This is a genomic window from Pectobacterium sp. CHL-2024, assembly GCF_044751765.1.
GTDB lineage: Bacteria > Pseudomonadota > Gammaproteobacteria > Enterobacterales > Enterobacteriaceae > Pectobacterium > Pectobacterium brasiliense.
On sequence record NZ_JBIXKO010000007.1, the window covers coordinates 1 to 12,900 of the forward strand.

Sequence of the window (12,900 nt, forward strand, 5' to 3'; positions counted from 1 at the left end):
GTTAAGATACGGTCTTGTGAGTGCCCACACAGATTGTCTGATTAAATTGTTAAAGAGCAGTGCCACTTCATCGGTGGCGCGGGCTGCATATACTATGCTTTTCCGCTGTGAAGTCAAGTCATTACTGACTGCCTTCGTTGAATCTTTTTTCCTGTCACCGCAACGGCGTGTCGCTGTTGCCGTGTCAGTGGAGGCGCATTATAGGGACTTCTCGGCGGCTGACAAGCGCTAAATGCAAAAAAATTACCGAGTGGGGATTTTTTCAGCAAAGCGAATTAAAAGACGCCGTTATGCCGGATTTTTCGCCGCTAATTGAGCGAAATCCTGAGCGAAACGGGAAACCTGCTGCCAGTCTGTGTATTCAATCTCTTTAGTACTATCTGTTTCGCCCCCCGTTATACGCATAATGAGTTGAATCATTACCCGATCGAACCAGCGGTAGCGTGGGTAGCGTAGGGCGCCAGCGAACACGCAGCACAAATCTGGCTGCCAGGGAGAATTCAGCAGGAACTTACGCGTATAGGCATTGGTCTGTACCGTGCGTTTTTCGGGCTTACGCGCAGTGAGGTTCACGGAGAAGAATGCGCTGGGTAGCTGCTGTAGAGAAGTCAGATGCTTACGGATAAATTGATTTACCGCAGGATGAAAGCGCCCGTATCGAATCGATGCCCCAATCAGGACCTGATCGTATTGGCCCAGATCGATATCATTCGCATTGAGTACGTTAACCACATCGCACTCCAGGGTTCCTTTCAGCGTATTTGCAATATAGGAGGCAATCGCTCTTGTTTGCCCATCCCGACTCGAAAACACGATCAAAGCTTTCATTGTTCTTTATCCTTATGGGGACTATTCCCGCCAGAAGGTTGGCGTAAACAGCACTAAAAGAGTGAAGACTTCCAAACGACCAAACAGCATCGTCAGTATCAGAATCCATTTCGCCGTATCATTCATCGAAGTAAAATTCTCAGCAACGACGCCTAGCCCCGGCCCCAGGTTATTCAATGTGGCCGCGACCGCCGCAAACGCGGAAAAATCATCAACACCTGTCGCAATGACGGCCAGCATGCTGACAATAAAAACCAGCGCATACGCGGAGAAGAATCCCCACACGGCTTCAAGGATGCGTTCAGGTAACGCCCGATGACCCAGCTTAATCGTATAAACCGCATTCGGATGCACCAACCGTTTAAGCTCACGCGACCCTTGTAGGAAAAGCAGCAGGATACGAATCACTTTCAAGCCGCCCCCGGTTGAGCCCGCACACCCGCCAATGAATGCAGAGCATAGAAGCAAAACCGGCAGGAAAAGCGGCCACGATGCAATACTATCCGTGGTAAACCCTGCCGTTGTCGCCATGGAGACAACCTGGAAGAACGCCTGATTGATCGTCTGCATCCCGCTGTCATAAACGTGGTGGAACCACAGGACAATCGTACACACGGCCACCAGCGACAGTTGAACAAAGATGAACATGCGGAATTCTGGGTCACGCCAGTATACCTTCAGGCTGCGACCGCTCAGCAGGGCAAAGTGCAAGCCAAAGTTACAGCCGGAAATCAGCAGGAATATCGCGATGATGGTGTTGATCGTTGGGCTATTGAAGTAGCCGATACTAGCATCGTGGGTAGAGAACCCTCCGACGGACACCGTAGAGAAACTGTGGCCAATCGCATCGAATACCGGCATGCCAGCCAGCCAAAGCGCGACAGCACAGGCAATCGTCAGTAAGAGATAAATCAGCCACAGCGTTTTTGCTGTATCAGCAATACGCGGGCGCATTTTGTTTTCCTTCAACGGTCCCGGCATCTCCGCGCGATAAAGCTGCATCCCACCAACACCAAGAATAGGCAGGATGGCAACGGCAAGTACGATGATTCCCATCCCACCAAACCATTGCAGCATTTGTCGATAAAACAGAATGGCTTTAGGCAGTGAATCCAGCCCGACCAGCGTAGTGGCACCCGTTGTCGTTAGGCCAGAGAACGATTCGAAAAAAGCATCCGTTACGCCCAGATTAGGATGTTCAGCAAACAGGAAAGGCAGCGCACCGACGCTTCCCAGCACCGTCCAGAAGAGAACAACGATCAGAAACCCTTCGCGAGATTTCAGTTCATGCTTCTGTTTGCGGTTTGGTAACCACAGCATGATGCCAATCGCCAGCGCGACAATAAATGTCTGCGTAAACGCTCGGCCTGCGCCATCGCGGTAAATTAACGCCACCAGTCCGGGAATAACCATTGTCCCGGAAAACAGGATAACCAACTGGCCGACAATACGAGTTATGGCGCGCAAGTGCATCGCAGGGAATTCCTTAATGATTCATAAAAAGCGCTGGGATTATTATGGAATCGGCAATAAATGCAACGCGCCGCGGCTTAAATCACGTAATTTCATTGCCGCCTCCTCAGTTCCCCTAACGGGGATAGAGAACCGCAATACGACTTCCACGCCATACTCACTATGCAGAACTTTTCCACCAAGCTGGAAGATCAGGGATTCCACCTGGGGCAACAGTGCATAGTCACATTGTAAGCCATACTCTTTTTGCAATACTTTCTCTTGCAGCGATAGCAGCTTCAGCGCTTGCTGAACACCACCACCATAAGCCTTCACTAACCCACCCGTGCCCAGCGGGATTCCGCCATAGTAGCGTACGACCACGGCCGTAATCTCACCGATACCGCTTCCCATCAGCTGCGACAGCATCGGCTTACCCGCCGTGCCGGAAGGCTCACCATCGTCAGAAAAACCCAGCTGCTGGGAATCGTCAGGCGCCCCCGCAACAAATGCCCAGCAGTGGTGACCCGCCGAAGCATGCTCTTCCCTGACATGCTGGATAAACGCTTTCGCCGCGTCGATTCCCGGCGTTGCCGCCAGGATCGTCGTAAAGCGACTTTTCTTGATTTCCTCGCTGAAGCTCACTGGCGCCGCAGGAATGGGATACGCTTGCATCAGGCCAGATTCAGGTCGCGCGTCATGTTCTCCACACGCCCGTCATGGATGACAATATTATCCTCGATACGGATACCACCAAACTGTTTCAACGCATCGATTTTTTGCCAGTCAAAGTGCTGACGCAATTCGCCCTCACGCCACGGAGCAAGCAAGGATTCGATGAAATAGATGCCCGGTTCAATCGTCATGACCATGCCGGGTTCAAGCACGCGAGTACAACGCAGATAAGGATGCTGCGACGGTGCCGCCAGATGTGTGCCGCGATCGTCTTGCATAAATCCGGCGACATCATGCACCTGCAAGCCCAGCGGGTGGCCAAGACCGTGCGGCAGGAAAGGCGATGTCAGCCCCTGCTCCACCATGGCCTCTTCGCTGATGTCCTGCACCAGCTGATGTGATTTCAGCAGCTTCGCAATCCGCTGATGCATCTGAAGATGGTAATCGGTATAACGCACTCCCGCCTGAATGGTATCAATCAATGACAGCATTTCCTGATTGAGATCTTTAATCAGCAGGGCAAACGCGCCATCACTCTGCGCAGAATAGGTACGCGTCAGATCGGCGGCATAGCCGTTATATTCGGCACCCGCATCAATCAGAAAACTGCGGACATCGGAAGGCACCTGATGATCGAGCTGGGTATAGTGCAACACTGCGGCATGTTCATTTAGCGCGATGATATTGCCGTAAGGGACATCAATATCGCGATGACCGGTGGCCGTCAGATACGCCAGATTAATATCGAATTCGCTCATCCCGGACAGGAACGCTTCATGCGCCGCCCGGTGACCGATAACGGCGGTCTTTTGCGCTTCACGCATGCAGGCCAGTTCGTAATCCGTTTTATAAGCCCGATGGTAGTGCAGATAATCCAGCACGCCCTGAGGGTTAATATTGTCTGCACGAATCCCCAAATCCTGCGCACGCTGCGGAGCATAGCCGATGTAGGCAACACGTTCGCGCTGCGATGGAAGCAGTTGCCCAATATCATCAGCATTCCGTAGCACGGTAATATCGATGTCTTCAGTCCAAAAACTCTCGGGAACCGGTGCAACGTTATGCCAGTAATCCACCGGCGAGTAGAACCACAGTTTTGGCGGGTTAACGCCGTCAACCCATAGCCAGCAGTTCGGCACCTGCGTGACAGGCACCCAAGCTTTAAATTGCGGATTAACTTTAAAAGGATAGTCGTGATCGTCCAGAAAAACGGTCAACAGCTCACCAGAGTGAATCAGTAATGCGTCAAGCTGATGGCGCGCTAAAACCGCCTGAGCACGCGCTTGCAGCGTAGCCAGGTGGTGATGATATAAAGAAGCCAGCTTTTCCATGAGTATCCTTGTACGTCACGACATGATCTCTCCATTTTAACACAGGCATTCCCCAAGGGCAGCGTCCGGTGCTTTGTGATCGATTCGGCAAAAAATTAATCTCTCGTTTGCAAAACGTTAACATTAAAACCACAATTCGATTATCTGGTCATACCAGATCACTCACACAAACAGCGGAGATAAACATGCTTTATCAAGGTGAATCCCTCTACCTTAACTGGCTTGAGGACGGCATTGCCGAGCTGGTATTTTCTGCCCCTGGCTCCGTAAACAAGCTAGATACCCGCACGGTTGCCAGCCTGGGTAAAGCGCTGGACGTTCTGGCGGAACAGCCGAATCTGAAGGGCTTACTGCTACGTTCTGATAAACCGGCATTTATTGTCGGTGCCGATATCACAGAATTCCTTTCCCTTTTTGCCGCACCGGCCGAAAAGCTGCATGAATGGCTTGTCTTCGCCAACAACATTTTCAGCCGCCTTGAGGATTTGCCCGTTCCCACACTGTCCGCGATTAATAGCTATGCGTTGGGCGGCGGGTGTGAATGTGTGCTGGCGACCGATTTTCGGTTGGCAACGACGGATGCGCGAATCGGGCTGCCTGAGACCAAACTGGGGATCATGCCGGGCTTTGGCGGCACGGTCAGGCTACCACGCCTGCTGGGCGCGGACAGCGCGCTGGAGATTATCGCCGCAGGCAAAGACATCGGCGCAGCCGATGCTTTAAAAGTGGGGCTGGTGCAAGCCGTTGTCGCCAATGACAAGCTGGTTCCCGCCGCCATCAAGATGTTGAAACAGGCGATTAATGGCTCACTGGACTGGCAGGCTTACCGACGTCCGAAACTTGAAGCGCTGAAGCTCAATAAGATCGAAGCCATGATGAGCTTTACCACCGCCAAAGCGATGGTGCTACAAACTGCGGGCAAGCACTATCCGGCACCAATGCTAGCAGTCAAGACCATCGAAGCCGCCGCGACCATGACACGCGATGACGCATTGCAGCTTGAGACGCAGCACTTCGTTCAACTGGCGCGTTCCAATGAAGCTCGTGCACTCGTCGGCATTTTCCTCAACGATCAATATGTTAAAGGCAAAGCGAAGAAGCTGGTTGGCGAGACATCCGTACCGCAGCAGGCCGCCGTGCTAGGTGCGGGCATTATGGGCGGCGGCATTGCCTATCAATCTGCGTTCAAAGGCGTGCCGATTCGGATGAAAGATATCAACGAGAAGCCGCTTGCGCTGGGGATGAATGAAGCCGCTAAGCTCCTGAATAAACAGATGGAGCGCGGCAAGCTGGACGGAATGAAAATGGCGACGATTCTGGCCAGTATTCAGCCAACGCTGGATTACGTCGGATTCGAGCGCACCGACATCGTGGTTGAGGCTGTGGTTGAGAACCCGAAAATCAAAGCCAACGTGTTGGCAGAAACCGAATCGCACGTGAGTGAGAATACGATTCTGGCTTCGAATACCTCAACGATCCCGATTGCTTCACTGGCTGCGTCGCTAAAACGACCGCAAAACTTCTGTGGTATGCACTTCTTCAACCCGGTACACCGCATGCCACTGGTCGAAATTATTCGCGGCCCTCAAACCAGCGACAGAACCATCGCCAGCGTGGTGGCTTACGCCAACAAGATGGGCAAAACGCCAATTGTCGTGAACGACTGCCCTGGATTCTTCGTGAATCGGGTGCTGTTCCCCTATTTTGCTGCGTTCAGCCTATTGCTCAGAGACGGTGCTGATTTCCGCGATATTGATAACGTCATGGAGAAAAAGTTCGGTTGGCCGATGGGCCCGGCCTATCTGCTGGACGTTGTCGGTATTGATACCGCTCACCATGCTCAGGCTGTGATGGCTGAGGGCTTCCCACAGCGCATGGCGAAAGACTATCGCGATGCGATTGATGTGCTATTTGAACACCAGCGTTTCGGGCAGAAGAATGGTCACGGCTTCTACCGTTATCAAACCGATAGTAAGGGGAAGCTGCGTAAAGAACAGGATGAAGCTGTAGATGCGATCCTTCAGGACATCAGCCAGCCGAAAAAAACGTTCAGCGCAGAAGAGATTATCGCGCGCATGATGATCCCAATGATTAATGAAGTCGCTCGCTGTCTGGAAGAAGGTATCGTCGCCAGCCCCGCCGAAGCAGACATGGCGCTGGTATATGGGTTAGGTTTCCCTCCCTTCCACGGCGGAGCCTGCCGCTATCTGGATACATTAGGTAGCGAACGTTATGTCGAGATGGCGCAACAGCTGGCACACCTCGGTGCCATCTATCAGGTGCCTGACGGCTTGCAGCAAAAAGCCAAAAGCAATGAAGGCTATTATCCGTCGGTCGCGCCACACGCGGACGTTTCTTACGGTCAACCGGCATGAGGACAGGAAATATGGAAAAGGTAGTAATTGTTGATGCCGTACGTACGCCGATGGGACGCTCCAAAGGCGGCGCTTTCCGCCAGGTAAGAGCCGAAGACCTGTCTGCACATCTGATGCGTAGCCTGCTGAGCCGTAACGCTGCGCTGGACGCCCATGAGATCGACGATATCTATTGGGGATGTGTGCAACAGACGCTGGAGCAAGGCTTCAACGTCGCCCGCAATGCCGCTTTGCTGGCAGAAATCCCGATGAACGTCCCTGCGACCACGGTTAATCGGCTGTGCGGTTCCTCCATGCAGGCGCTCCACGATGCCGCCCGCGCCATTATGGTGGGCGATGCGAATGTCTGCTTAATCGGTGGCGTTGAGCATATGGGCCATGTGCCGATGAATCATGGCGTCGATTTTCATCCGGGGCTGAGCCGCACCATAGCTAAAGCCGCAGGTATGATGGGGCTCACGGCTGAGATGCTGGGGCGTATGCACAATATTAGCCGTGAGATGCAGGATCAGTTCGCCGCACGTTCGCACCAGCGCGCCCACAGCGCCACCCAGTCAGGAGCGTTTCGTCATGAAATCATCCCCACGGCGGGCCATGCTGCAGACGGCGTGCTTCAACGTTTCGATTATGATGAGGTCATTCGCCCAGACACCACCGTCGATAGCCTTGCGGCACTCAAACCCGCGTTCGATCCGGTTAACGGTACGGTGACAGCCGCATCATCCTCGGCGTTATCCGATGGTGCGGCAGCCATGTTGATCATGAGCGAATCCCGCGCGGCATCGTTAGGCTTACCCGTACGGGCTCGCATCCGAGCGATGGCCGTGGTTGGCTGCGATCCTTCGATTATGGGTTACGGCCCCGTCCCCGCGACCAAACTGGCGTTGAAACGAGCAGGGCTCAGTCTGACCGATATCGGCATCTTTGAACTGAATGAAGCCTTCGCCGCCCAGACGCTACCCTGTATTAAAGATCTGGGGCTGCTGGAACAGTTGGATGAAAAGGTCAATCTCAACGGCGGCGCGATTGCGCTGGGTCACCCGCTCGGCTGCTCAGGCGCACGCATCTCCACCACGTTGATTAATCTGATGGAAGGCCGCGACGCTCAGTTTGGCGTGGCGACGATGTGCATCGGGCTGGGACAAGGCATTGCGACGGTATTTGAGCGCGTCTAAACACAGGAAAGTTCTGCCAGAGCACGACTAGAAACCAAAAATCCCACAGCCGTGGGATTTTTATTTTGCTGCTTATGTCTTACTGCTATCGACTGCTTTAAATAAACGAAAACGCATCGCTGAACATATGCGCTGTCAGCGCACCGCGCTCGTTACAAAAACGCTCACGTGCAATTTTCGCCATTTCAAAACGACCAGCAATATAGATATCCTGCTCTGCCAGTGAGCCGTAATCCTGCAATACCGCACTCAGGACGGTCCCCGTTCTGCCATCCCATCCTGCTTCCGGCTGCTCGACTACCGGCACTACGCGCAGATTCGGGTGCTTGGCCGCAAAGCCTTCAAGCTCGGTTAAGTCATACAGATGCTGGGATTCACGTCCCCCCCAGTAAATAGCGATATCACGCTCGGGTTGCTGCGCCAGCGCGGTCAGCAGAATAGAACGCACATACGAAAATCCGGTTCCGCCCGCAATCAACACCAAGGGGCGCGTGCTCTCTTCCCGCAGCCAGGCTTCGCCGTGCGGGATATCGACCGTCAGGGATTTTTCCTTATGAATGCGTTCCATCACGGCCATCGCGTAAAGATTCAGTTCGGACGCCCCAATGTGCAACTCAATAAAATTTTTATCCATCGGGGTCGATGCCAGTGAAAAAGGACGTTTATCTCGATCGCCCATCACCACCATCAAATACTGACCAGCCCGAAAGGAAAACGGCGCTTCAGGTAACAAACGAACGCGATAAACCGTATCGGTTATGGCTTCGACCGAAGTCACTTTACAGCTCAATGTTGTCATGCATTCCCTCTATAGGGTCATAAAAGCAAAACTGAGAACAGAGCAGCAGCCCTTAACGCCGAGGCTCTCTGTCACTAAAAATGGCCAGTTCATCCCATATTTCATCAATGCGGGCACAAACCTGCGGGTCTTTCTTGATGGGGTGACCCCACTCGCGCTGCGTCTCGCCAGGCCATTTATTGGTGGCGTCCAGACCCATTTTGGAGCCAAGGCCAGAAATCGGCGAGGCAAAATCAAGGTAATCTATCGGCGTATTTTCTACTAATACCGTATCGCGCGCCGGATCCATACGCGTCGTGATCGCCCATATGACGTCGTTCCAGTCACGCGCATTAACGTCATCATCGCAGACAATGACAAATTTCGTATACATGAACTGGCGTAAAAAAGACCAAACGCCCATCATGACGCGTTTAGCATGGCCAGGGTACTGTTTCTTCATGGTAACGACCGCCAGACGGTAAGAGCAACCCTCCGGTGGCAAATAAAAATCAACAATCTCAGGAAACTGCTTTTGCAGGATCGGCACGAAAACTTCGTTCAACGCCACGCCCAAAACAGCAGGTTCGTCCGGTGGACGGCCGGTGTAAGTCGAGTGATAAATGGCATTCTGGCGCTGAGTAATATGCGTGACGGTAAAGACCGGGAAGTGATCGACTTCATTGTAATAGCCGGTATGGTCACCATAAGGCCCTTCCGCTGCCATTTCTCCCGGTTCAATATAGCCTTCCAGAACAATTTCCGCACTGGCGGGGACTTCCAAATCGTTCGACAGACACTTCACCACTTCTGTCTTATGCCCGCGCAACAACCCCGCAAAGGCATATTCCGATAGCGTATCAGGGACTGGCGTCACCGCACCGAGGATCGTCGCGGGGTCAGCGCCCAATGCGACAGACACCGGAAAACGCTGCCCGGGATTTTCCTGACACCACTCCTGGAAATCCAGTGCGCCGCCGCGATGAGATAGCCAACGCATGATCAGTTTATTTTTACCCAGCACCTGCTGGCGATAGATCCCCAGATTCTGCCGCTCTTTATGCGGCCCGCGCGTCACGGTGAGCCCCCAGGTAATCAGCGGTGCAGCATCTTCCGGCCAGCACTGCATCACCGGAATCCGGCGCAGGTCAACGTCATCCCCCTGCCAAATCTGTTCCTGACACGGCGCAGAAGACAGGCGTTTCGTTGGCATATTCAGTACCTGACGGAACTTCGGCATTTTATCCACCAGATCGCGGAACCCTTTGGGCGGCTCCGGCTCTTTCAGAAACGCCAGCAGCTTGCCCACCTCACGCAATGCGCTGACGTCTTCCTGCCCCATTCCCAATGCAACACGTTTCGGCGTGCCAAATAAATTGCACAGCACCGGCATGTCATAGCCTTTGGGGTTCTCAAACAGGAGCGCAGGGCCTTCCGCACGCAGCGTTCGGTCGGCAATTTCCGTCATTTCAAGGTAGGGATCGATGGGCTGGGTAATGCGTTTCAACTCCCCTCTCTCTTCCAGCAGTGAGAGGAATTCGCGTAAGTCACGGTATTTCATGCTATTCATCGGGGGCAGTCTATCGTTCTGGCTATTATAAAGTCTCTTCGCCAACCTGTCGCTTCCCGAAGCGCCTATTTATGGTAAGAATCTGCTCGCTATCAAGAATCCGATCGCCAAAATGTGGTAACAAAAATATCTGCCGAAAATTTTTTATCCGTGCTCGCTTTTGTTATGCTTGCTCGTCGGAATCATAAGTCTGCGAAATTATGGAAGCCTGGTACTTACTGTATTGTAAACGTGGTCAACTGCTGCGAGCGAAAGAGCATCTGGAACGTCAGGATGTCACCTGCGTGAGCCCGATGATCACGCTGGATAAGATCGTTCGTGGTAAACGAACGGAAGTGTGTGAACCGCTGTTCCCGAACTACCTGTTTGTGGAGTTCGATCCCGAACGCATCCACACCACCACCATCAGCGCGACGCGCGGGGTGAGCAACTTTGTGCGATTCGGTGCACTGCCCGCGACCATTCCGCAGCAGGTTATCGATGAATTGTCACTTCGCCCTGTTCAGGGAATCATTGACCCACTGACGCCACAGCCCGGCGATAGCGTGGTCATTACCGACGGTATTTTCTCTGGTCTTCAGGCTATCTACACCGAGCCTGACGGCGAAGCCCGCTCGATGCTGTTGCTGAATATGTTGAATAAACAGGTCAGACAGAGCATCGATAACCGCGAGTTTCGCAAAGCCTAGTCCTTGTAAAATATAATCCTTTTAAAACATAGCCCTTTGAAAAAATAGTCTTTCGAAAAATGTAGTCCTTCGAAAAGCTTAGCTCGACGTTCCTTGTCTGTTTGCCCTACCCGGCGCGCTTGCCGCGCCGGATGAGAACAGACTTAGCGCTGCATATGCTGATCGTGCAGCCACTGTGCGACACGTTTGGCAAAATAAGTCAGCACACCATCTGCACCCGCGCGTTTAAAACACAGCAGAGACTCCATCACTACTGGCTGCTCTTGCAGCCAACCATTCTGAATTGCCGCCATGTGCATCGCGTACTCACCAGATACCTGATAAGCAAACGTCGGCACGCCGAAGGTATCTTTGACACGACGCACCACGTCCAAATAAGGCATCCCCGGTTTGACCATCACCATATCCGCACCTTCCTGCAAATCCTGCGCAATTTCTTGCAAGGCTTCATCGCTGTTAGCCGGGTCCATCTGGTAGGTTTTCTTGTTGCCGCCTTTCAGATTGCCAGCTGAGCCCACGGCGTCACGGAAAGGCCCGTAATAGCACGACGCATACTTAGCCGAGTACGCCATGATCTGGGTATTGATCAGGTTTTGCGCTTCGAGGGTGTCGCGGATAGCACCGATGCGACCGTCCATCATGTCGCTAGGCGCAATAATTTCGGCTCCAGCTTCAGCGTGGGACAGCGCCTGACGCACCAAAATCTCCTTGGTGACGTCGTTAATCACATAGCCATCCGCATCGATAATCCCGTCCTGCCCGTGCGTGGTATAGGGATCGAGCGCCACATCCGTCAGTAAACCCAGTTCTGGGACGGCATCTTTCAACGCGCGGATTGTGCGAGGAACCAGACCATCCGGGTTATAGGCTTCTTCGGCATAGAGCGATTTCTTATCCGCTTCAATAACGGGGAACAGCGACAGAACCGGAACGCCGAGCTTAGCGATCTCTTCGGCTTCTTTCAGAAGCACGTCGATAGTCATCCGGTATACCCCCGGCATTGAAGGCACTTCCTGACGATGATTTGTCCCTTCCATCACGAAAACGGGATAAATCAAATCATTCACCGTCAGTTGATTCTCAGCAACAAGGCGGCGGCTGAAATCATGGCGGCGAATGCGACGCATACGTCGGCCGGGGAAAGTGCCGGGAAAAGCAGTGCTCATGTCATTATTCTCCTGAATCAGGCCAGCCGGAAAACCCGGCGGGCATTTTCATCTGTTGTCTGTCCCAACCATGTGGCATCTTCTCCACGCCACTCCGCAATCTGGCGAATAATATGAGGCAGATAACAGGGTTCGTTACGGCGGGAGGCCGGTTTAGGGCGTAAATCCCGGGGTAACAGATAAGGTGCGTCGGTTTCCACCAACAGCCGATCGGCAGGAATATGCGGCAGTAAGGCGCGCAGCTCAAGTCCGCGACGCTCATCGCAAACCCAGCCGGTAATGCCGACCATCAGCCCCGCAGCCAGACACTCATCCAATTCATGACGATTGCCGGTAAAGCAGTGAACGACAGCGGCAGGTAACTGACTCAACCACGGCGTCAGCAGAGAGATAAAGCGGGAATGGGCATCACGACAGTGAAGGAAAACCGGCATGGAGCGTTCGGCCGCTATCGCTAGCTGCGCACTGAATGCCCGTTCCTGCTCTTCTGGCGTCGAAAAGTTACGGTTGAAATCCAACCCGCATTCGCCAATGGCAACCACGCAGGCGGCGCTTGCCATCTGATGAAGCTGCTCAGCGATGGTGTCATTCCATTGGCTGGCATCATGCGGATGAACGCCTGCCGTTGACCAACAGTAATCGGGGTAGGCTTGTGCCAGTAACATGGCCTGATGGCTTTCCTGAGCGTTTGTTCCGGTGATCAAGATGCCGCTGACACCCGCTTCCTTTGCCCGGATGACGACCTGCTCCCTGTCTTTTTCAAACTGAGAACTGGTTAGATTGACACCGATATCAAACATGACTCTCACCTGCCCGTGACCGTTCGCCGATTTTACGCTGGCGAATAAAAAAATAAGACCT

At 53.3% G+C, this 12,900-nt stretch carries 12 protein-coding genes; 4 read left to right on the plus strand and 8 right to left on the minus strand.

Going from position 1 to position 12,900, the window contains the following annotated elements; all coding sequences use genetic code 11:
- A partial coding sequence (locus tag ACIPUG_RS12105; RefSeq protein WP_400338405.1) for a hypothetical protein occupies nt 1–232 on the plus strand: 232 nt, incomplete at its 5' end.
- 56 nt (nt 233–288) lie between these two features.
- Here the strand turns inward: ACIPUG_RS12105 and hemG are convergent.
- From hemG to pepQ, 4 genes are read right to left on the minus strand one after another with little or no spacing between them, the layout of a single operon-like run.
- The gene (hemG, locus tag ACIPUG_RS12110) at nt 289–828 is read right to left on the minus strand and encodes a menaquinone-dependent protoporphyrinogen IX dehydrogenase (protein WP_039285229.1); all 540 of its coding nucleotides are present in this window, start codon (nt 826–828) and stop codon (nt 289–291) included.
- 21 nt (nt 829–849) lie between these two features.
- Entirely contained in the window at nt 850–2,301 is a 1,452-nt protein-coding gene (gene trkH / locus ACIPUG_RS12115) for a Trk system potassium transporter TrkH (RefSeq protein ID WP_010298674.1), read from the minus strand.
- Nucleotides 2,302–2,343: 42 nt separating this feature from the next.
- Nucleotides 2,344–2,955 (minus strand): IMPACT family protein, encoded by a 612-nt coding sequence (locus ACIPUG_RS12120; RefSeq protein ID WP_014913789.1) that lies wholly within the window; start codon nt 2,953–2,955, stop codon nt 2,344–2,346.
- Nucleotides 2,955–4,286 carry a Xaa-Pro dipeptidase gene (gene pepQ, locus ACIPUG_RS12125; protein WP_400338560.1) on the minus strand — a complete coding sequence of 444 codons (1,332 nt, stop codon included), beginning with the start codon at nt 4,284–4,286 and terminating at the stop codon, nt 2,955–2,957. Before pepQ ends, ACIPUG_RS12120 begins: the two co-directional genes overlap by 1 nt.
- Before the next feature lie 185 nt (nt 4,287–4,471).
- Between pepQ and fadB the strand changes: the two genes are divergently transcribed.
- Both fadB and fadA read left to right on the plus strand, forming a co-directional pair.
- Nucleotides 4,472–6,661: a fatty acid oxidation complex subunit alpha FadB gene (gene fadB / locus ACIPUG_RS12130; protein ID WP_400338561.1), complete on the plus strand. Its 2,190-nt coding sequence runs from the start codon at nt 4,472–4,474 to the stop codon at nt 6,659–6,661.
- An 11-nt stretch (nt 6,662–6,672) separates the two neighbouring features.
- Nucleotides 6,673–7,836, plus strand: a complete 1,164-nt coding sequence (gene fadA, locus ACIPUG_RS12135) for an acetyl-CoA C-acyltransferase FadA (protein WP_400338563.1) — start codon at nt 6,673–6,675, stop codon at nt 7,834–7,836.
- Between the two features lie 97 nt (nt 7,837–7,933).
- Here the strand turns inward: fadA and fre are convergent, their stop codons facing one another.
- Both fre and ubiD read right to left on the minus strand, forming a co-directional pair.
- Complete coding sequence (fre, locus tag ACIPUG_RS12140) at nt 7,934–8,635, minus strand: NAD(P)H-flavin reductase (protein WP_010283824.1); 702 nt, start codon at nt 8,633–8,635, stop codon at nt 7,934–7,936.
- Nucleotides 8,636–8,687: 52 nt separating this feature from the next.
- Complete coding sequence (ubiD, locus tag ACIPUG_RS12145; protein WP_039501920.1) at nt 8,688–10,184, minus strand: 4-hydroxy-3-polyprenylbenzoate decarboxylase; 1,497 nt, start codon at nt 10,182–10,184, stop codon at nt 8,688–8,690.
- Nucleotides 10,185–10,384: 200 nt separating this feature from the next.
- Here ubiD and rfaH point away from each other — a divergent pair, with 200 nt between their 5' ends.
- Nucleotides 10,385–10,873 carry a transcription/translation regulatory transformer protein RfaH gene (gene rfaH / locus ACIPUG_RS12150; protein WP_010283819.1) on the plus strand — a complete coding sequence of 163 codons (489 nt, stop codon included), beginning with the start codon at nt 10,385–10,387 and terminating at the stop codon, nt 10,871–10,873.
- 143 nt (nt 10,874–11,016) lie between these two features.
- Here rfaH and hemB read toward each other — a convergent pair whose 3' ends face one another.
- Nucleotides 11,017–12,039, minus strand: a complete 1,023-nt coding sequence (gene hemB / locus ACIPUG_RS12155; RefSeq protein ID WP_010283816.1) for a porphobilinogen synthase — start codon at nt 12,037–12,039, stop codon at nt 11,017–11,019.
- A 17-nt stretch (nt 12,040–12,056) separates the two neighbouring features.
- Nucleotides 12,057–12,839: a 3'-5' ssDNA/RNA exonuclease TatD gene (gene tatD / locus ACIPUG_RS12160; protein WP_400338564.1), complete on the minus strand. Its 783-nt coding sequence runs from the start codon at nt 12,837–12,839 to the stop codon at nt 12,057–12,059.
- Nucleotides 12,840–12,900 lie beyond the last annotated feature (61 nt).